Here is a 20,890-nt window from a genome sequence, read left to right as displayed (position 1 = left end):
CTGCTCAAGGCCGGTCAGGTCACTTAGGCTTACTCCCCGCTGCTCGGGGGTTCATCCAGAGGACACTGGAAATGACACAGGCAATTGCATCGCCCATCGTTCACGACCTGATCGGCGTCGGTTTCGGCCCTTCGAACCTGGCGCTGGCCATCGCTCTGCAAGAGCGCGGGCCGAGTCAGGGCGAGCTGGATGTTCTGTTTCTCGACAAGCAGGCCGACTACCGCTGGCACGGCAACACCCTGGTGACCCAGAGCGAGTTGCAGATCTCCTTCCTCAAGGACCTGGTGACCCTGCGCAACCCGACCAGCCCGTACTCCTTCGTCAACTACCTCAAGCACCACGGCCGTCTGGTGGACTTCATCAACCTGGGCACCTTTTATCCGTGCCGCATGGAGTACAACGATTACCTGCGCTGGGTCGCCGGACAATTTGAAGCGCAGAGCCGCTACGGTGAAGAAGTGCTGACCATCGAGCCGGTCCTGCACAACCAGCAGGTCGAAGCGCTGCGGGTGATCTCGCGCGATACCCAAGGTCAGCAGCACGTTCGCACCGCCCGTTCGGTGGTGGTCAGTGCCGGCGGAACACCGCGTATTCCCGAAGCGTTCAAGGCACTCAAGGGTGACAGCCGGGTGTTCCACCACTCCCAGTATCTGGCGCAGATGGCCAAGCAGCCGTGCGTGAACAACCAGCCGATGAGCATCGCGATCATCGGTGGCGGGCAAAGCGCGGCGGAAGCGTTCATCGATTTGAATGACAGCTTCCCGTCGGTGCAGGTGGACATGATCCTGCGTGGCTCGGCCCTGAAGCCGGCGGACGATAGCCCGTTCGTCAACGAAGTGTTTTCGCCGGAATTCACTGACCTGGTGTTCCAGCAGGCGAGCAGCGAGCGCGAGCGTCTGGTCAACGAGTACCACAACACCAACTATTCGGTGGTGGACATCGACCTGATCGAACGCATCTACGGCATCTTCTATCGCCAGAAAGTCTCGGGCATCGCGCGCCATGCGTTCCGCACCCTGACCACCGTCGAAAAAGCCACCGCCACCGAACGCGGTATCGAGTTGGCCGTGCGCAACAACGCCACGGGTGAAGTTACGGTCCGTCATTACGACGCCGTGGTGCTGGCCACCGGTTACGAGCGCCAGATGCACCGCAAGCTGCTGGCGCCGCTGGAGCAATATCTGGGCGATTTCGAGGTAGACCGTAATTACAAACTGATCACCGACGAGCGCTGCAAGGCTGGCATCTATATGCAGGGCTTCTGCCAGGCCAGCCACGGCTTGAGCGACACCTTGCTGTCGATCCTGCCGATTCGGGCGGATGAGATTGCCGGTTCGTTGTATGACCATGGCAAGGCGCGTGGGCATGGTCGGTCGGTGATGGACTTGCTGTTGGCGACTGCCAGCTAAGATCTTCAGCGACTGACAGGCCGCCATCGCGAGCAGGCTCGCTCCCACATTTAGCCTGTGAACACAGGTCTATTGTAGGAGTGAGCCTGCTCGCGATGAGGCCTTTGAAAGCACCCAAAACACTCAATCCTGAACCCTTCCTGAAGAACCCCGCGATTCCCCCGCCGCACGCCTTTGCATCGTTTACTCTCCAGAAATCGGGGCGTAAGCTTCGCGCGTTTTCAATCAATAGCGGAGACCCACAGTGGGTACTTGTTCGAGTGACAGTAGTCGGCCGGTTTCGATAACCGGCACCTTCCCGGCAAGATAACGCGCAACTTTTTGTGCCGTTGTCTCGCCGAAAAGCGAGCAGCGGCATCCCGATCGCGGCCAGTCCTGGTCCGTGTCCCGACGTCCCTCTCATCGACGCTGAACCGTGCGTGATGTTCGACTGTGTGTCGTCATCGCGGCGTATCGACACGCCTGCTCGACGGTTTCCCGGCTGACCCTGGGGGAACTGCCATGAACCTGACCCTGCTCAAAGAATTCTTCGCCGGATTCCTGCGCACCCGCCACATCGCCCGACACTTCCGTCGACTGGCGCTGCTGGAGAACTTCACCGACACCACGGTCAGCCGCGAGGTGCCTCCCACCCTGGCGCAAACCCTGGTGAGCGCCGCCAACAGCGACACCGGCCGACTGCTGGACAATCTCGGCAGCCACACCGATGGCCTGAGCGAACTCGAAGCCGATGCACTGCGCGTGCAATTCGGCCTCAACGAAGTCGAGCACGAACAGCCTCTGCCGTGGTGGACCCACTTGTGGCACTGCTACAAAAACCCGTTCAACCTGCTGCTGACCTTGCTTGCGGTCATCTCCTGGCTGACTGAAGACATGAAAGCCGCCATCGTGATTTTCTCCATGGTGGTGCTCTCGACCTTGCTGCGCTTCTGGCAGGAAACCAAATCCAACCAGGCGGCCGACGCGCTCAAGGCGATGGTGAGCAACACCGCTACGGTGTTGCGTCGGGATGCGCAACGTACCGAGCTGCCGATCAAGCAACTGGTGCCAGGCGACCTGATCGTGCTCTCGGCCGGCGACATGATTCCCGCCGATTGCCGGGTGCTCGGCGCCAAGGATTTGTTCGTCAGCCAGGCCGCGATGACCGGCGAATCGATGCCGGTGGAAAAATTCCGCCGTCAGCAGGACAGTGACACCCGCAACCCGCTGGACCTCGACAACATTCTGTTCATGGGCACCAACGTGGTGTCCGGCACGGCCATGGCGGTGATTCTCACCACCGGTAACAACACCTATTTCGGCGCCCTGGCGCAGCGGGTTGGCGCTACGGATCGCGCACCCACTTCATTCCAGACGGGCGTCAACAAAGTCAGTTGGCTGCTGATCCGCTTCATGTTCGTCATGGCGCCGCTGGTGTTGTTCATCAACGGCTTCACCAAGGGCGACTGGACCGAAGCGCTGCTGTTCGCGCTGTCGATTGCCGTGGGCCTGACCCCGGAAATGCTGCCGATGATCGTCACCTCGACCCTGGCCAAGGGGGCGGTGTTCCTGTCGCGTAAAAAAGTCATCGTCAAACGCCTCGACGCGATCCAGAACTTCGGCGCCATGGATGTGCTGTGCACCGACAAGACCGGCACCCTGACTCAGGACAAAATCTTCCTGGCGCGCAACGTCGATGTCTGGGGCAACGATTCCGATGACGTATTGGAAATGGCCTACCTCAACAGCTACTACCAGACCGGCCTGAAAAACCTGCTGGACGTGGCGGTGCTCGAACACGTGGAAATCCACCGTGAACTGAAAGTCGGCACAGCGTTTCGCAAGGTCGACGAAATCCCGTTCGACTTCACTCGCCGACGCATGTCGGTGGTGGTCGCCGAGCGCGATCATTCGCACCTGCTGATCTGCAAGGGCGCGGTGGAAGAAGTGCTGGCGGTGTGCACGCGGGTGCGTCATGGCGAGGTCGATGAAGCACTGAGCGATGAATTGCTGGCGCGGATTCGTCAAGTGACCGCATCGTTCAACGCCGAAGGACTTCGTGTCGTCGCCGTCGCCGCACGGCCAATGATTGAGGGCCGCGACACCTACAGCCTGGCGGATGAACAGGCGCTGACGCTGATCGGTTACGTGGCGTTTCTCGATCCACCGAAGGAAAGCACTGCACCGGCCCTCAAAGCCCTGGCCGCTCACGGCGTGGCCGTGAAAGTGCTGACCGGCGACAACGAACTGGTGACCGCGAAGATTTGCCGCGAAGTCGGCCTGGAGCAGCAAGGCCTGCTGATGGGCAACGACATCGAGCGCATGAGCGACGCCGAACTGGCGGTAGCGGTGGAGACCACCAACGTTTTTGCCAAACTCACCCCGTCGCACAAGGAACGCATCGTGCGTTTGCTCAAGGGCAACGGTCATGTGGTCGGTTTCATGGGCGACGGCATCAACGACGCGCCAGCGTTGCGCACCGCCGATATCGGCATTTCGGTGGACAGCGCCGTGGACATTGCCAAGGAAGCGGCCGACATCATCCTGCTGGAGAAAAGCCTGATGGTGTTGGAGGAGGGCGTGCTGGAAGGGCGTCGGACCTTCGCCAACATGCTCAAGTACATCAAAATGACCGCCAGTTCGAACTTCGGCAATGTGTTCTCGGTGCTGGTGGCCAGTGCGTTCATCCCGTTCCTGCCGATGCTGCCGATGCACCTGCTGGTGCAGAACCTGCTCTATGACATTTCGCAGATCGCCATCCCGTTCGATAACGTCGATGAAGAAATGCTGAAAACACCACAACGCTGGCAGCCGGCGGACGTCGGGCGTTTCATGCTGTTTTTCGGACCGATCAGCTCGATCTTCGACATCACCACGTTTGCCTTGATGTGGTACGTCTTTGACGCCAATACCCCGGACCACCAAACCCTGTTCCAGTCCGGCTGGTTCGTGGTCGGGCTGCTGACTCAGACGCTGATCGTGCACATGATCCGCACGCCGAAAATCCCGTTCCTGCAAAGCCGCGCAGCGATGCCACTGATGGTGATGACTGGAATCATCATGGCCGTCGGCATCTTCTTGCCGATGGGACCGCTGGCGCACTACTTCAAATTGCAGGCGCTGCCGTCGCTGTACTTCGTGTTCCTGCCGGTGATTTTGCTGGCGTACATGGGCCTGACGCAGGCGGTGAAGGGGTTCTATATCCGCCGGTTTGGCTGGCAATAAAGCGTGCACATTTAGGAAAAGTCCTACAGAAAGCTCGACGGGTCTTCCGTAGCCTTGCGCCCTCACGAATCTGACACTCTCCTGGGGGCCCACGTTGTCGAACAAAGCCTTACGCATCCTGATCGCCGACGAGTTGCATTTTCACTGCATGAAGGTCGAGCGACTGTTCAATCAACTCGACTACTACCGGATAGCACCGGTGCACAGCCTTGAAGAGCTGTTGACCCTGGTCGAATACGGTTGCGAGCCACTTGATCTGGTGGTCATCAATGCCTCGCTGGCGGGCGGGGCGTTGAACCTGTTCGATTTTTTCCTTGATAACCAACAGGTTCATCACGCCTTGATCTATGACGGTCAGCTGGCGCAACTGCCGCCCATTCCTGCCTGCGTTCAACAGACGGTTGAGGTGAGCCACGCAATGCTGCCTGATCTGGCGTCCATTGCGCGGCTGATGGCGATCATCGACCCTCATCTACCGTTCGTCGGCACTGTCATTTCTGTCAGGTAGTTGCGCCCGGTTTTCCATGCAAAAGTCTTTGCGCAGCCGGTGCGTTCAACCGGGCCGGGCTCATGGGCATTGATTGCTCAATCGTCGTGTTTTTTGCACAGGGAGTTGCCATGAAGTCAGTGCTGATTGTGGACGATCATCCGGTGGTTCGCGCCGCAGTCAAAATCATACTGGTGCAGGAGGGTTTCAAGCGGATATACGAAGCGGCGTGTGGTAATGAGGTCTTGCCGCAGATCCGCGAACACAAGCCTGATCTGGTGGTGCTGGATCTGATAATGCCGTCGCTCGACGGGCTGGATGTGCTGGCGCGGATCAAAGCCAGTGAGGTGCCGTGCCGAGTACTGGTCTTTACGTCCCAGGAGCCAATGTTTTATCAGGATCGTTGCATGCACGCCGGTGCCGCGGCCTATGTCGCCAAGACCAATGATTTGCAGCATTTGCACAAGGCCGTGCACGCCGTGATGACCGGTTACACCTATTTCGCCCAGCTACCCTCGGCGTCGGTGTCGCTGACTTCGATGCAACGCAGTGAACAGCAGATGATCGATAAACTCTCCGACCGGGAACTGACGATCTTTCAGCATCTGGCCCGAGGCATCACAAACAAGGCGATCGCTGAAATCATGCACTTGAGTCACAAGACCGTCAGCACTTACAAGACCCGTTTGGTTGGAAAACTCAACGTGGAATCGGCGGTGTACCTGAGGGATTTTGCCAAGCGTAATCATCTGATCTGAGTGAGCCCGATCATGCGCGATTGTTTGTGGGCTCTGTTGCTGTTCTGTGGACTGGGAGCACCGGTGACGGCGGCCGATGAGCCAAAGCTTTTGCATGTGCTGGGGCGTTCAGCGGTGGAGGGTTATCAGGTCCAGCTGGATGAAAAAGACTGGCAGTGGTTGCGTGACAAACGAGTCTTGCGCCTCGGGGTGTCGGGGGCGGACTACCCGCCGTTCGAGATCACGCGAAACGTTGATGAGCTGGAAGGCATCACCGCAGACTATGCCGCACTGTTGGGGCAACTGCTGCACGTAAAAATCGACGTGCTTCGTTATCGCACGCGCGAGGCGGCCATGGATGCGCTCAAACGCGATGAACTGGACCTGCTCGGCACGTCCAACAACTTCGAGGCGGCTGACCCCGAGCTGACCCGATCCAGTGCCTATGCCGAAGATCAGCCGATGCTGGTCACCCGCCTGGACGACTGGATGCCCGTCGACCTCGCGGGCAAACGCATCGCCATGGTCGATGACTATCTGCAGGCGCAGACTGTCGAAGCCTTTTATCCCGATGCGAGCTTGCAACGCTACCCCTCGGCACTCGACGCGATCGGGGCGGTGGCGTTCGGGCAGGATGATGTGTACCTCGGGGACTTCATCAGCGCCAATTACCTCATCAATAACAACTACCTCAGTAATGTACGCCTGGTGGGGCCTTCCGGCCTGGACGCCAATCCGTTCGGCTTTGCCTTCAGCCGGGGCAACCCTCGTCTGAAGCGCATTGTCGATAAAGCCCTGGCGACGATTCCCATGGATGAGCGCACGGCCATCGAGCAGCGATGGAGTGCCGGAAGAGCCAACATGGCGGGTCAAGAGCGAGTACGTTTGAGCGCCAGTGAACAACGTTGGCTGGATCAACATCCGACGGTGGAAGTCGGTGCCGTCGAGAACTTTGCACCACTGACTTTTTACGATGCCCAGGGACAACTCAGCGGGTTGACTGCGCAATTGCTGACGCTGATCAGCCAGCGCAGCGGCTTGACCTTCAAGGTGCAGCGGGGTAACTCCCTCGATCAGCAGATCCAGCAACTCAAGGACGGCAAGATCGACGTGTTACCTGTGGTCACGCCCAGTATCGATCGCGAAGTCGAACTGCGTTTCACTCGGGCCTACTTGAACAATCCGTTTGTACTGGTCAGTGCGACCACCCCGGGAAGCCCCAGGACCCTGGATGACATGGCCGGTAAACGCCTGGCGATTTATCGCGGTCATCCGTTGCTCGGGTTCATCCGCGCTCGGGCGCCCAACGTACGTCTGGTCGAAGTGCAGAGTCCGGCGCAGGGTATGGAATGGGTGATCAAGGGCCAGGCCGACGGGGCAGTCAGTTCATTGATCGTGGCTCGGTATCTGATCACCCGGCAATACCGCGAGCGTCTGCGGATCAGCAGCACCGTGGGTGATGAACCGGCGCGTATCGCTCTGGCCACCAGCCGTGGTGCGCTGGAGTTGCACTCGATTCTGAACAAGGCACTGCTGAGCATTTCGCCCCGGGAGATGGATGAGCTGTTAGCCCGCTGGAGCAATGATGTGGTGGTCGATGACAGCTACTGGCTGCGTCATCGCCAAGGCATTCTCCAGGCGTTTGCCGCTGCGGGCGCTTTGCTGTTGCTCGCACTGGCCTGGATTGCCTGGCAGCGTCGGCAGATAGCTCAACGCCAACAACTGCTCGGGCAATTGCAGGATGCCAAGAACGCCGCCGACGATGCCAACCGCGCCAAAACCACCTTTCTGGCGACCATGAGTCATGAAATCCGCACACCGATGAATGCCCTGATCGGCATGCTCGAACTGGCGCTCAAGCGAGCGGAAGAGGGCTTCACTGATCGCTCCGCCATCGAAGTGGCATCCAATGCCGCGCAGCAATTGCTGGCGTTGATCGGCGACATCCTGGACATCGCCCGCATCGAATCCGGGCATTTGTCGCTGACCCCTGAGCGGGCCAATCTACGCGCGCTGGTGGAGTCGGTATGCCGGGTTTTCGAAGGCCTGGCACGGCAGAAGAACTTGCAGTGGCGGGTCGAATTGGCCGAACACAGCGATCGTGACGTGTTAGTCGACCCCACGCGCTTCAAGCAGGTGCTGTCCAATCTGCTGAGCAACGCGATCAAGTTCACCCGTGAAGGTGAGGTGAGTCTGACACTGCGAGTAGAGCCCGGTGTGTCGGGGTATCTGGCCGTCAGTGTGCGTATTGAGGACAGCGGCATCGGTGTCAGTGTGGTCGATCAGCAACGACTGTTCAGCCCGTTCGTGCAGGCCGGTAACAGCCAGCAGTCAGGCCACATTGGCTCCGGCCTGGGACTGGTGATCAGCCGCACTTTGTGCGAAATGATGGGCGGCCGATTGCAGCTCGACAGCGTCCTCGGACTGGGTACGCAGGTCGACATCAGCCTTGATCTGATTGCGTTGCAACCGTTGGCCTGCAGCGAGCGGGCCGATAGCGGATTGCAGGTGGCCACTCGGCTGCTGACGATTCTGGTGGTCGACGATTACCCGGCCAATCGATTGTTGCTCTCACGGCAGCTGAGCTACCTGGGGCATCAGGTGCTGGAGGTTGAGGATGGCGAGCGTGGTCTTGCGCAGTGGCGCGAGCATGAGCTCGATTTGGTCATCACCGATTGCAACATGCCGGTGGTCAATGGGTATGAATTGGCGGGTGCGATACGCGATGAAGAGCGCGCTAATGGCTTGCCACCCACGCTGATTCTTGGTTTTAGCGCCAATGCGCAGCCGGAGGAAAAGATCCGTTGCCTGGACGCGGGCATGGACGACTGCCTGTTCAAACCGATCCGGCTGGCCGATTTGAGTGCCTGGCTGGCGTCCCGATTTGTGAATGAGCCGCCAGCGCCGGTTGCAGAAAAATCAACGTACGAGATCGACTTGACCGGCCTGGAGCTCTACGTCGGTGAAGACCGGACGCTGATCAATCAGTTGTTGCGCGAACTGGCCGTAACCAACCTCTACGATCGCGATGATCTGCTTGCGGCGCACGTCAGTGGCAATCGTCACCGGCTGCAAGACCTGGCGCACCGCATCAAGGGTGGTGCGCGCATGGTTCGTGCAAAACGTTTGATCGAGTGCTGCGAACATCTGGAACGTGCCTGCGCCGAGGGGCGCGCGGCGTTGATCGACGAGGCCGTCGATCAATTGCAGCACGCCATGGCACGCCTGGATCAGAACCTCAAGCGAGACTGACGCTTAATCCCACTGGGGCGCGATGCCTTTGGGGCTGGTCAGACGATGGCCACGATCAAGACCCGCGATGAGCGCCATGTCGGCGTCGCTCAAGGTCATGGCGCAAGCTTTCAGGTTGCTGGCGAGGTTGGCGCGTTTGGTCGACGAGGGAATCACTGCGTAACCCAGTTGCATGGCCCAGGCCAACGTGACGTGTGCCGGCGTCGCCTGCAGGCGATCGGCGATCTGCTGGATCACCGGGTCTTTCAGCACTTCGCCGTAAGCGAGGGTCATGTACGAAGTGATCTGGATGCCCTGGCTCTGCGCGAATTCGACGACCTTGCGGTTTTGCAGGTAGGGATGCAATTCGATCTGGTTGGTCGCGATGTGTTCGGCACCGACCGCGGCGATCGCTTGTTCCATCAGGTCGACGGTGAAGTTGGACACACCGATCTGCCGGGTCAGGCCCAGTTGTTTGGCTTCGAGCAGGGCGCCCATGAATTCCTCGACCGGCACCTGATCTTCCGGGGACGGCCAATGGATAAGGGTCAGGTCCAGGTAGTCGGTTTGCAGCTTTTGCAGGCTTTCCTTGAGGCTGTCGATCAGGCGATCCCTGGCGAAGTTGGCAACCCAGATCTTGCTGGTGATAAACAACTCGTCACGGGCAATGCCGCTGGCGGCAATCGCCTCGCCGACCTCGGCTTCGTTCTCGTAGATTTGCGCGGTATCGATGACTCGATAGCCCAGCTCCAGGCCAGTGCTCACCGAATCGATGACCACCTGGCCTTGCAAGCGAAAAGTACCAAGACCAAATGCGGGAATAGACATCAATGACTCCAGGGGTTGCAGTGGGAATGGGCAGGAGTATCCGCGCCCGCACCCATGAGAAAAACCGCTGGATCGGCAAAGCAGTGTTTACCGCAAGTCATGAATCGGGCGGCCATCTGGGGGGTTGATAGTGTTTGGTCGGCCGCCATCGCGACTCGGTTTAAAGCCTTACTTCACGACTGCTTCGTCCGAACGCAGGCTTCGCCAGCGGCTTCATGGAGTGTGTACGGGTTTCTAAGCAATATCGCTGTGGCTGAATTCCTCGCCCAGAAAGTCGATCAATGCGCGCACCGACGGCAGCAGCCCACGGCGTGAGGGAAAGATGGCATGCACGATCCCGCATTTGGGTGCCCAGCCCGGCACCAGTTCCACCAGTCGGCCCGCAGCGATGTCATCACGCACCACCACGCTGGGCAGGTGAGCGATGCCGATCCCGGCCACCACGGCGTGACGCAACGCCAACAGGTCATCGGTGACCATTCGTGGCGCATGCCGAATCATCGCGCTGGCGCCGTCCGCCCCAAACAATTCCCACTGATATTCACGCTGCGCCGCGCCCCAGTGCAGGCTCGGCAACCCGCTGAGGTCGGCCGGGGAGGCCGGTGAAGACAGGCGCGACACAAAGGCCGGACTGCCCACCAGGCACTGGGTGCTGTTGCCCAGCACCTTCATCACCATGTCGGTGTTTTCCAGCGGCGGAAAGCGCACGCGCAGGGCGATGTCGAACCCCTCGTGGATCAGGTCGACCCGGCGGTTGGTGCTCTCGATGAACAACTCCACCAGCGGGTACTTGAGCATGTAGCGGGTCAACATCGGCCCGACCCAGGCGTTGAGCAGCGCGGTCGGGCAACTGATGCGCACCAGGCCCTGGGGTTCGGAGCGGTTGCGTTCGATCAGTTCGGCCGCGCTTTCGGCTTCCACGCGCATCGCCAGACAACGCTGGTAATAGGCCTGGCCGATTTCCGTCAGTGAACAATGCCGGCTGGTGCGGTGCAGCAGGCGCACACCGAGGCGCTCTTCAAGTTCGGCGATCCGTCGGCTCAGCTTCGACTTGGGCATGTCCAGCGCTCGACCGGCCGGGGCGAAACCGTGATGTTCCACCACTTGGGTGAAGTAGTAGAGGGTGTTGAGGTCTTCCACCATCGTTCTCCATATAGAACGCTAAGGCTGATTTTTGCAGTCTAGTGCATCAAAGGGTTCAGTTTTAAGCTTTGTCCATCGCGTCACACACCAGATTCGGAGGCAGAATGAAAAACATCATCGGTATTTACACCAGCCCACGGACCCATTGGGTCGGTGACGGTTTTCCGGTTCGCACGCTGTTTTCCTACGACAACCTGGGCAAACACATCAGCCCGTTCTTGCTGCTCGATCACGCCGGTCCCGCTGAATTCACCCCGACCACCGAGCGTCGTGGCGTTGGTCAGCATCCACACCGCGGTTTCGAAACCGTGACTATCGTTTATAAGGGCGAACTGGAACACCGCGACTCCACCGGCAGCGGCGGCAAGATCGGCCCAGGCGACGTGCAATGGATGACCGCAGCCTCCGGGATTCTCCACGAAGAGTTCCACTCAGAAGGTTTCGCCAAAACCGGCGGCACCCTGGAAATGGTTCAGCTGTGGGTCAACCTGCCGGCCAAGGACAAAATGGCCGACGCCGGTTACCAGACGATTCTCGATGGCGACATCCCGAGCATCCCGCTCAAGGACCAGGCCGGCAGCCTGCGCTTGATCGCCGGTGAGTTCGACGGCCACACCGGCCCGGCGCGCACGTTTACCCCGATTGACGTCTGGGACCTGCGCCTCAACGGCGGCAAGTTGCTGACCCTGGACCTGCACGAAGGTCGTAACACCGCACTTGTAGTGTTGCGTGGCACGGTTCAGGTCAACGGTGTGGAACTGGTGCGCGAAGGGCAGTTGGCGTTGTTCGAACGCAATGGCCAGCAGCTCAGCCTGGAAGCCAATAACGATGCCGTCGTGTTGCTGCTCAGTGGCGAGCCGATCGACGAACCTATCGTTGGTCACGGTCCGTTCGTGATGAACACCGAGCAAGAGATTCACCAGGCCTTTGCCGACTTCCAGTCCGGTCGGTTCGGCCAGATGCACGGTTAACCCGCACAGGTTCAACAACCCGCTCTACACAGGATGCGTAGGCCGGTTCCCGGGCCAGGGATGGCTGTTGCCTGAAAGAAAGAGGAGACGCACATGAATACCGTCAACGCGGCCAACTTCAATGGCCAGAAACCGACCATCGATCCCAACGACAGCGCGATGCTGTTGATCGACCACCAGAGCGGATTGTTCCAGATCGTCAAGGACATGGATGTGCCGCAACTGCGGGCCAATGCCATTGCCCTGGCCAAAGCCGCGACCCTGCTGAAGATGCCGGTGATCACCACTGCCTCCGTACCGCAAGGGCCGAACGGGCCGTTGATTCCGGAGATTCACGAGGCAGCACCGCACGCTCAATACGTGGCACGCAAAGGTGAAATCAACGCCTGGGACAATGCTGAGTTTCACGCGGCAGTAAAAGCGACCGGCAAGAAAACCCTGGTGATCGCCGGCACCCTGACCAGCGTTTGCCTGGCGTTCCCGTCCATCGCGGCGGTGCATGAAGGCTACAAAGTGTTTGCGGTGGTCGACGCTTCCGGCAACCACTCGAAACTGGCCACTGATCTGACAATTGCCCGATTGACGCAAGCCGGGGTGGTGCCTATCGACATCATGGCTACGCTCTCTGAGCTGCAAGGCTCGTGGAACCGTCCGGACGCCGAGCAGTGGGCGGCCGTCTACGCCCAGGCCATGCCGCATTATCAATTGCTGATCGAGAGCTATCTCAAGGCTCAGCAAGTGGCGAACGAACACGAAGTGCTGGACTCCCAGCGCTAACCGGGTACCCCACGCCGACTTCCACTCGGCATCGATAAAAAGCGAGGATTACTCCCATGACTACCTCTTACAAACGTCTCGACAAGGATAACGCCGCCGTTCTGTTGGTCGATCACCAGGCGGGTCTGCTTTCTCTGGTGCGCGACATCGAACCGGACCGTTTCAAGAACAACGTGTTGGCCCTGGCTGACCTGGCCAAGTACTTCAAGTTGCCGACCATCCTCACCACCAGTTTCGAAACCGGCCCCAACGGCCCGCTGGTGCCCGAGCTCAAGGCGCTGTTCCCGGACGCGCCATACATCGCCCGTCCTGGCCAGATCAATGCCTGGGACAACGAAGACTTCGTCAAGGCGATCAAGGCCACCGGCAAGAAACAACTGATCATCGCTGGCGTGGTGACCGAAGTATGCGTGGCGTTCCCGGCGCTGTCGGCACTGGCTGAAGGCTTCGAGGTGTTCGTGGTGACAGACGCTTCCGGCACCTTCAACGAGCTGACCCGTCAATCGGCCTGGGACCGCATGTCGGCCTCCGGCGCACAGTTGATGACCTGGTTCGGCCTGGCCTGTGAGTTGCATCGCGACTGGCGCAACGACGTGGAAGGCTTGGGCACCTTGTTCTCCAACCACATCCCGGACTACCGCAACCTGTTTACCAGCTACAACGCGCTGACTAACAGCAAGTAACCCCTGACAACATAGATCCCCCTGTGGGAGCGAGCTTGCTCGCGATGAGGCCATGCCAGTCACCATTGATGGTGGCTGGCATACCGTAATCGCGAGCAAGCTCGCTCCCACAGTGTTTTGCATTGTTCTGAAGGCATCAAACACTCCTACAATGTGGCCAATGTGTGCGATCTTCCGTTCATAGGCCTTCGCTGGAGTTGCTTGATGCTGTCACTGCTTACCGATCACCCATTGATCTGCGCGATGGCTTTGATCCTTATCGATCTTGGGCTATGGCGCCTGCTCAGTGCCAATGGCAGCCAATGGAAAATGGTCGTGCGGTTGGTGATTTTTTCGTTGTTCAGTGTCCTGCTGTTCAACGAAGGCCTGAACCCCATGGAAACGGCGCCCTGGGCCGACAACGTCCCGCTGCACCTGGCGGCCACCGGTTTGCAGATCGGCTGGTGGCTGTTCGGCGCGCGCACCCTGACGGTGCTGATCGGCGCGGTGATGATGCAACGGGTCGGGCACACCGGGCGCTTGCTCCAGGATTTGCTCGGCGCGGTGATTTTCCTGATCGCGATCATCGCCGCCCTTGCGTATGTACTCGATCTGCCGGTCAAAGGCGTGCTGGCGACCTCCGGCGCATTGGCGATCATCGTCGGCCTGGCTTTGCAAAGTACCCTCAGCGACGTGTTCTCCGGGATCGTCCTCAACACCACCAAGCCCTATCAACTGGATGACTGGATCTCGATCGACGGCACCGAAGGTCGAGTCACCGATATCGACTGGCGCGCGACGCGCCTGCAAACGGCCCAGGGCAGCATGGCGGTGATCCCCAACTCCCTGGCGGCCAAGGCCAAGATCATCAATTTCAGCCGGCCCAGTGACATTTTTGGCGTGTCCATCAGCTTGCAATTGAGCCCGCATGCGCGTCCGCAAACGGTGATCGACGCGCTGGAACGGGCGATGCAAGGATGCCGTTATTTGTTGATCAAACCGGCACCGTGTGTCGCGTTGAAAGGCTCCAGCGCCACTGGAGTGGAATACGAAATCAGTGGTTTTGTGGTCTCCATGGATCAGAAACGCATGGTCCGCAATCTGCTGTTCGACCTGGCGTACCGGCACTTGCAGGCCAGCGGCGTCAGCCTGTTGTCGAACGTCGAACCGAATGCACCTGCCAACCTGTCGCGGCCACGGGCATTGCTGGATGCGTCGAATATTTTCTCGACCCTGCGTCAGGAAGAGAAAGAAACCTTCAGCCAGAACATGACCCTGCAAAACTTCCGCGCCGGTGAAATGATCCTGCCAGCGGGGGAGGTCAGCGATCATTTGTTCATCATCGAATCCGGCGTCGTCTCGGTGGAGCTGAGCCGTGGCGGGGTCAAGTTCGAGTCCGGGCGCATGGGCCCGGGTGAGGTAATCGGCGAGGGCGGGATTTTGTCCGACACGGCGCTACCGGCGGACTTCAGCGCCAAGACGTTCTGCAGCTTGTACCGGATCGAGAAGGAATACCTCAAACCGTGTCTGGATGCGCGGCATGACATCAGCGAAGCGATGAAGGCGTTGCTGGATTTCCGCTTGAACAAAGCTCAGACGTTGACTCAGGAAGCGCCTAGGGTTGTGCAGAAGAAGGGGTTTTTGCAGTGGCTGCGCAATCGAGCGTAGGGGCTTGAAGGTCATGGACGCGGGTGCAATCAAATGCGCCGTCAGCAGGCGCCTGGCGAACAAGCTGTTCGCCGACCTGGGTACGGTCATGACTGTTCCAGTACTCGAACGGCGCGTGTTGCCAAATCATGCCAACGGGGCCGGCGATCAACAGCAAGGCCAGATAAGCCAGGGTTTGTCGACGGGTCAGCGGTTTTTTGTGCGCCGACCGCCGCGCTGCGATCCGGGCGCGGCCATGTCCATGAATCTGGGCGAGCAGAAAGGCTTCGCGCGCCTGTTCCGGCATTTGCCACAATAAGGATTCCAGGTGCCAACGCGATTCGGAATTCAGCGAAGTAGCAGGCGGTAAAGGCATTTCGGATGAGGACGACATGGGCAGGAGGTACTCGTTTCCGGCGTCCCGGCCGCGTTATCAGGAATGAATCGCATTCTAGTAGTGTCGGTGCGGTGATGGCAATTACCCATCTAGATTATTTTGAAGCTCGCCCATTGGCATCCTCATCTTCCCCATAATTGGCTATTTGCTGCAGATCAGTGCGGGATTAACGTAGCTCCACACCCTTTTGACTGGAGCCCACCATGCAACCGCGTATTGATTTCTACACTGCTTCCCCAGATGCACTCAAAGCCATGATCGCGCTGGAAACCGCTGTGTCGAAGCTGCCTCTGGAAAAAACGCTGATCGAACTGGTCAAACTGCGCGCATCGCAGATCAATGGCTGCGCCTTCTGCGTCGACATGCACACCGCGGATGCCCGCAAGGGCGGCGAAACCGAACGTCGGCTGTACGCGGTTTCGGTCTGGCGTGAAACGCCGTTCTTCACTCCGCGCGAACGTGCTGCGCTGGCCTGGACCGAATCCCTGACACTGCTGAGCCAGACCCACGCCCCGGACGAAGACTACGAACTGGCCACCGCGCAGTTCACGCCCAAGGAAATGGTCGACCTGACCGTGGCGATTTCCACCATCAACAGCTGGAACCGCCTGGCGGTAGGCTTCCGCAAAATGCCTCAAGAGTAATAACACCCAAGGCTCAATGAGCATCCGCACTCGGCGCGGCCGGTGGTTTCACTTTGCGCATCAAGGGCACCATCGCCGTGGCAAGGATGAAGCAGACCATGATCATCAGGAACGCGTCGCCGTAGGTTTGTGTCTGCGCTTCGCGGTAGGTCAGCAGCCAGAGCTGATGCAGGCTGGCGGTGACGCCCGCGTCACCGCTTTGGCCGAGGGCGGCGAAGTTGTTGCCGACCTGGGACAGCCACTGATTCAGTGCTTCATTGGTGCTGTTGAGGTTTTCCGCCAACCGGGTGAAGTGCAGGTTGGTGCGGTCATTGAGAATGGTCGCGCACGCGGCGATGCCGATGGCGCCACCCAGGTTTCGCATCAGGTTGAATAACCCCGAAGCATGTTTGAGCCGCGCCGGTGCCAGACCACCCAAGGTCAACGTCACTGCCGGCGGCACCGCCAGTTGCTGGGCAATTCCGCGCAGCGCTTGCGGCAGCATCAATTCCTTAGCCCCCCAGTCATGGGTGATCGGGCTGAAATCCCACATCGACAACGCGAACAACCCGAGGCCGGTCATCATGATCCAGCGCAGATCAATGCGGTTGGCCAGAAAGGCGTACAGCGGAATCGCCATGATCTGGAACACCCCGGTGGAGAAAACCGCCAGACCAATGTCCAGCGCACCGTAGCCACGAACCCGGCCGAGAAACAGCGGCGTCAGGTAAATGGTCGCGAACAGGCCGATCCCGGTGACGAACGAAAAGAAACAGCCAAGGGCGAAGTTGCGGTCTTTCAAGGCGCGCAAATCGACGACCGGGTTGGCGACGTGCAGGGTTCGACCGATGAACGCCAGGCCAGCCAGTCCGCTGATCCATGCCGTGGTCAGAATCGTGCTGTCGCTGAACCAGTTCCAGCGCGGGCCTTCTTCGAGGGTGTATTCCAGGCAACCGAGAAACAGCGCCATGAACACCATGCTCAAGTAGTCGGCGCCCTTGAGCAGCGACAATTCCGGCTGGTCGATTTTCACCAGCATCGGCACCGCCACCGCGACGAAAATCCCCGGCACCAGATTGATGTAGAACAGCCAGTGCCACGAGGAAACATCGGTAATCCAGCCGCCGATCACCGGCCCCAGGGTCGGTGCCAAAGAGGCCACCGCGCCGATGGTTGCGGCGGCGATCACCCGTTGCTTGCCGGTGAAGAAAAAGAACGCGGTGGTGAACACCAGCGGGATCATCGAACCACCGAGAAACCCTTGCAGGGCGCGGAACGCGATCATGCTCTGAATGTTCCAGGCCGCGCCGCAGAGCAGGCTGGCCAAGGTGAACCCCACCGCTGAAGCGCAAAACAGCCAGCGTGTCGAGAACACTCGGGACAACCAGCCGGACAGCGGGATCACGATGATTTCGGCGATCAGGTAGCTGGTTTGCACCCACGCCGTTTCGTCGGTGCCGGCCGAGAGCCCGCCGCCAATGTCACGCAGCGAGGCCGAGACGATCTGAATGTCCAGCAGCGCAATGAACATGCCGATGCACATGGTGGCGAAGGCGAAGACCTTGGTCGCCGTCGCCATGTCGGCGGCATTGAACGGCTGCGCGGGGGCGGCGAGGGCGCGGCTCATGGCACGCTGGCCACGGCCGGGGTTGCAGGTTCCTTGCGAGTGTCCACTTCAGCGGTGACCGACAGGCCCGGACGCAGATGGCCAAGCACGCCATCGGCCGGATCAAGCACGATGCGCACCGGCACCCGCTGAACAATTTTGGTGAAGTTGCCGGTGGCGTTTTCCGGCGGCAGCACGCTGAACTGCGCGCCACTGGCCGGCGCGAGGCTGTCCAGATGTCCGTGGAATTCCTGACCCGAGAGCACGTCGGCATGAATGATTACCCGTTGCCCCGGCGTCATTCGCGATAGCTGATCTTCCTTGAAGTTGGCATCGACCCACAGCCCACTGGCCGGTACCACCGACAGCAGTTGCGAACCGGCCTGGGCATAAGCGCCGACCCGCGCCCGGCGATTGCCGATCACACCGTCCACCGGGGCCTTCAGTTCGGTGTAACCCACATTCAACTGCGCCAGATCACGTTCGGCACGGGCCTGCATCAGCGCGGCGCGGGCTTGTTGCTTCTGGGTTGCGATCACATTCAGCTGACGTTGTGCGGCGAGCAATTCAGCCTGGGCCCGGGCGCTGAGGGCCTGGGCGGTCTTGAAGGTGGCGTTGGCGCGTTGGGCGCTTTCTACCGAGACGGCATTGCTGCCGACCAGTTTTTTGTAGCGAGCATCGTCATCCCGTGAGCGGGCGGTTTCGGCGCCGGCGGCATCGATCCCGGCGCGCGCCTGGCCGATCACCGCGTGTTGCAATTCTTCGGTGGCATCGAGATTGGCGAGCAACGCTTCTTCGGCGGCCACCGCACCTTCGGCCTTGGCGAGATTGGCGCGGTAATCGCGGGAGTCGAGGCGAATCAGCACGTCACCGGCCTTGACCTTCTGGTTGTCGGTGACCAGCACTTCTTCGATGTAACCCGCCACCTTCGGCCCGATCACCGTCACATCGCCGCCGATGTAAGCGTCGTCGGTTTCTTCGATGAAACGGCCGGCGGTCCACCAGTGAGTCGCGTACAGCCCGGCGAACACCAGGCCAGCGATGACCGCAGCGAGCAAGATCAACCGTTTGAGCAGGGGAGGCTTGGGTGTGCTCACCGGGACAGCAAGGTTGGGTTCAAGGCTGGGCATGCTGGTCATGGAGAAATACCTGTGGGAAACGGGTCTTTATTACGCGTGTAATATGACGTAGGTAATATTTTGTGGCAATTGATTTCTGTTGCCGGTCGTCAGGTGCTCTTGGGTAAACAGGAGGGGCGAAGCAATTGTTTAAGAAATGTAAGCGTTGTAGGACATGTCTTGCATTCGCGCAGGAACGATCTGACTATCACTCGCATTAATGGAGTGGCATTAGGCCATTTGATGATCGCAAGGATGTTGAGTGCCGTATTCGCTTCGCGCTGTTCCTCGTCGTAGTCCCACGGCTTGCACGCTGTTGTCGGCCTTGCTGCTGAGCCTGAGCGTTTCCTCGCTAAAGGCGGCCGAGCCCACTGCTCCAGGCCAGGAGGTGCTGCGCCAACAACAGCAACAACAGCGCGATCTGCAACAACTGCAACTGGAACAGCGCCGCCGGCAATTGGAGCGCGGCAGTTTCGGTGCGGTGCCGCTCACGCCTGTCGTTCCTGCCACGGTGCCTGCCGATGAGCGCTGCTGGCCCCTGAGCGGAACGCGCATTGGCGGCGTGACGCTGATCGGCAGCCAGACACTCAATGAGCGAATCAAACCGCAGCTGTCGTCGTGCATGGGCGTCGGTCAGATCAACCATCTGCTGTCGACCATCACCGGTCTGTATGTCGAGGCGGGTTACATCGCCAGTCGGCCGTACCTGCGCAGCGCGCCAGCGGCGGGGCAATCGCTGGACATCGTGGTCGATGAAGGCTACGTCGAGTCCATCGAACTGGCCGACCAGAGCTTGCCGGTGTCCCTCGGTGGTGCGTTCCCCGGGATGCTCGGCAAGCCGCTGAATCTGCGAGATCTGGAGCAAGGCCTGGATCAGTTGAACCGTCTGCGCTCCGTGGATTTGACCGCCGACATCGCCCCCGGCAGCCAGCCCGGCGCCTCACGGCTCATCCTGCGTTCGCGCACCCGCGGGCAGTCGCGCTGGTCGTTGGGCCTGGGCGTGGACAACCTCGGCAGTGCCAGCACCGGGCGGGATCGCGACGCGCTGAGCCTGAGCCTGGACAGCCCGCTGGAACTCAACGATGCGCTCAATCTGAGTTTCAGCGACACCCTCAATCAGGGCGACCGCTATAGCCGCAACGCCAGCCTGTACTACGCCATTCCCTACGGTTACTGGACTTACAGCCTGTTCGCCAGCCACGCCGAATACCGTGCGCCGTTCAAACTCAGCACGCTGACGTTCCACAGCACCGGCATCACCGATCAACTGAGCCTGCGCGCCGACCGGGTGCTGTGGCGCGATCAAAGTCATCAGCTGAGCGCCAATCTGCAATTGGCCCACAAGGACGTCGACAGTTACCTGGAAAACATTCGCCTGGGCATCCAGAGCCCGACCCTGACCGTGGCCGAAGCCGGGCTGAACCTGTTCTGGCTCAACAGCGCGGTGTGGAACCTGGACATCAATTACGCCCAAGGCTTGCGCTGGCTCGGTGCCGATGACGATGCCCAGCGCCAGGTCAATAACCAGCCCAAGGCGCAGTTTCGCAAATACCGCGCCGGCCTCAGCCAGTGGCGCAACGGCCAGATCGGCCAGCAAACCTGGCAATGGCAGAGCCAGTTCAACGTGCAATACAGCCCCGATCCGCTGCCGGCCATCGAGCAATTGCTGGGCACCGACGATTCCGCGGTGCGCGGCTATCGGGTCAGCAGTGCGTCCGGTGCCAGTGGTGCGATCTGGCGCAATACCCTGCGCCTGCCATTGCGCAGCGCTCTGCCAGTGCAGATCACCCCACGTTTGGGCCTGGACAATGGCTGGATCAAGGCCGACCACGGTGCTCAAGGGCAACGTCTGAGTGGCGCCAGCGCCGGAGTCAACCTGAGCTGGAAAAACCTGCAAGTCGACGTCGATTACCAACGCAGCCTCAACACTCCCAGCGGTTTGCAGCATGAGCCAGAGACCTGGCTGATGCGCGTGGGGTTGCAAATATGAACACCGACAAAACAGCCGTCGGACCTGAGCGCCACAGCCACGGCCAACAACTCAGCGCGC

The 20,890-nt window shown here is 60.0% G+C and carries 16 protein-coding genes; 12 read left to right on the top strand and 4 right to left on the bottom strand.

Annotated features, from left to right (window positions below; all coding sequences use genetic code 11):
* Positions 1 to 71 precede the first annotated feature (71 nt).
* The 5 genes from ACYZTZ_RS19155 (at position 72) to ACYZTZ_RS19135 (ending at position 9,089) form a co-directional block, all read left to right on the top strand.
* Complete coding sequence (locus tag ACYZTZ_RS19155) at positions 72 to 1,409, top strand: lysine N(6)-hydroxylase/L-ornithine N(5)-oxygenase family protein (RefSeq protein ID WP_461999376.1); 1,338 nt, start codon at positions 72 to 74, stop codon at positions 1,407 to 1,409.
* Between the two features lie 501 nt (positions 1,410 to 1,910).
* On the top strand, positions 1,911 to 4,613 hold the full coding sequence (gene mgtA, locus ACYZTZ_RS19150) for a magnesium-translocating P-type ATPase (protein WP_461999375.1): 2,703 nt from the start codon (positions 1,911 to 1,913) through the stop codon (positions 4,611 to 4,613).
* Positions 4,614 to 4,707: 94 nt separating this feature from the next.
* The gene (locus ACYZTZ_RS19145; RefSeq protein WP_461999373.1) at positions 4,708 to 5,121 is read left to right on the top strand and encodes a response regulator; all 414 of its coding nucleotides are present in this window, start codon (positions 4,708 to 4,710) and stop codon (positions 5,119 to 5,121) included.
* A 110-nt stretch (positions 5,122 to 5,231) separates the two neighbouring features.
* Positions 5,232 to 5,858, top strand: a complete 627-nt coding sequence (locus ACYZTZ_RS19140) for a response regulator (protein ID WP_461999371.1) — start codon at positions 5,232 to 5,234, stop codon at positions 5,856 to 5,858.
* 12 nt (positions 5,859 to 5,870) lie between these two features.
* Positions 5,871 to 9,089: a transporter substrate-binding domain-containing protein gene (locus tag ACYZTZ_RS19135; RefSeq protein ID WP_461999370.1), complete on the top strand. Its 3,219-nt coding sequence runs from the start codon at positions 5,871 to 5,873 to the stop codon at positions 9,087 to 9,089.
* 3 nt (positions 9,090 to 9,092) lie between these two features.
* On the opposite strand, the gene dkgB is transcribed toward ACYZTZ_RS19135, so the two are convergent.
* Both dkgB and ACYZTZ_RS19125 read right to left on the bottom strand, forming a co-directional pair.
* On the bottom strand, positions 9,093 to 9,896 hold the full coding sequence (dkgB, locus tag ACYZTZ_RS19130) for a 2,5-didehydrogluconate reductase DkgB (protein WP_461999369.1): 804 nt from the start codon (positions 9,894 to 9,896) through the stop codon (positions 9,093 to 9,095).
* 234 nt (positions 9,897 to 10,130) lie between these two features.
* Positions 10,131 to 11,039 carry a LysR substrate-binding domain-containing protein gene (locus ACYZTZ_RS19125; protein ID WP_046048434.1) on the bottom strand — a complete coding sequence of 303 codons (909 nt, stop codon included), beginning with the start codon at positions 11,037 to 11,039 and terminating at the stop codon, positions 10,131 to 10,133.
* Positions 11,040 to 11,143: 104 nt separating this feature from the next.
* Here ACYZTZ_RS19125 and ACYZTZ_RS19120 point away from each other — a divergent pair, with 104 nt between their 5' ends.
* From ACYZTZ_RS19120 to ACYZTZ_RS19095, 6 genes are all read left to right on the top strand, one after another.
* Entirely contained in the window at positions 11,144 to 12,010 is an 867-nt protein-coding gene (locus tag ACYZTZ_RS19120; RefSeq protein ID WP_056745033.1) for a pirin family protein, read from the top strand.
* A gap of 93 nt (positions 12,011 to 12,103) precedes the next feature.
* A complete protein-coding gene (locus ACYZTZ_RS19115) occupies positions 12,104 to 12,787 on the top strand; it encodes an isochorismatase family protein (protein WP_046057124.1) in 684 nt (227 codons plus the stop codon).
* Between the two features lie 56 nt (positions 12,788 to 12,843).
* Positions 12,844 to 13,470 (top strand): isochorismate family cysteine hydrolase YcaC, encoded by a 627-nt coding sequence (gene ycaC / locus ACYZTZ_RS19110; RefSeq protein WP_033061120.1) that lies wholly within the window; start codon positions 12,844 to 12,846, stop codon positions 13,468 to 13,470.
* Positions 13,471 to 13,674: 204 nt separating this feature from the next.
* Entirely contained in the window at positions 13,675 to 15,117 is a 1,443-nt protein-coding gene (locus ACYZTZ_RS19105; RefSeq protein ID WP_461999368.1) for a mechanosensitive ion channel domain-containing protein, read from the top strand.
* A gap of 13 nt (positions 15,118 to 15,130) precedes the next feature.
* Entirely contained in the window at positions 15,131 to 15,415 is a 285-nt protein-coding gene (locus ACYZTZ_RS19100) for a hypothetical protein (protein ID WP_461999367.1), read from the top strand.
* A gap of 281 nt (positions 15,416 to 15,696) precedes the next feature.
* A complete protein-coding gene (locus tag ACYZTZ_RS19095; RefSeq protein WP_056745030.1) occupies positions 15,697 to 16,137 on the top strand; it encodes a carboxymuconolactone decarboxylase family protein in 441 nt (146 codons plus the stop codon).
* 13 nt (positions 16,138 to 16,150) lie between these two features.
* Here ACYZTZ_RS19095 and ACYZTZ_RS19090 read toward each other — a convergent pair whose 3' ends face one another.
* Together ACYZTZ_RS19090 and ACYZTZ_RS19085 are read right to left on the bottom strand one after the other, a co-directional pair.
* Positions 16,151 to 17,743: a DHA2 family efflux MFS transporter permease subunit gene (locus tag ACYZTZ_RS19090; protein ID WP_461999366.1), complete on the bottom strand. Its 1,593-nt coding sequence runs from the start codon at positions 17,741 to 17,743 to the stop codon at positions 16,151 to 16,153.
* Positions 17,740 to 18,861: an HlyD family secretion protein gene (locus tag ACYZTZ_RS19085; protein ID WP_461999365.1), complete on the bottom strand. Its 1,122-nt coding sequence runs from the start codon at positions 18,859 to 18,861 to the stop codon at positions 17,740 to 17,742. The genes ACYZTZ_RS19090 and ACYZTZ_RS19085 overlap by 4 nt, the downstream gene beginning before the upstream one ends.
* Positions 18,862 to 19,102: 241 nt before the next feature.
* On the opposite strand from ACYZTZ_RS19085, the gene ACYZTZ_RS19080 reads away from it, so the two are divergent.
* Positions 19,103 to 20,830 carry a ShlB/FhaC/HecB family hemolysin secretion/activation protein gene (locus tag ACYZTZ_RS19080; RefSeq protein ID WP_461999364.1) on the top strand — a complete coding sequence of 576 codons (1,728 nt, stop codon included), beginning with the start codon at positions 19,103 to 19,105 and terminating at the stop codon, positions 20,828 to 20,830.
* Positions 20,831 to 20,890 lie beyond the last annotated feature (60 nt).

It is taken from the genome of Pseudomonas sp. LB3P58, assembly GCF_054897895.1.
The sequence above is the reverse complement of the archived record's forward strand: the minus strand, read 5'-3'. Positions and strand labels throughout refer to the sequence as shown.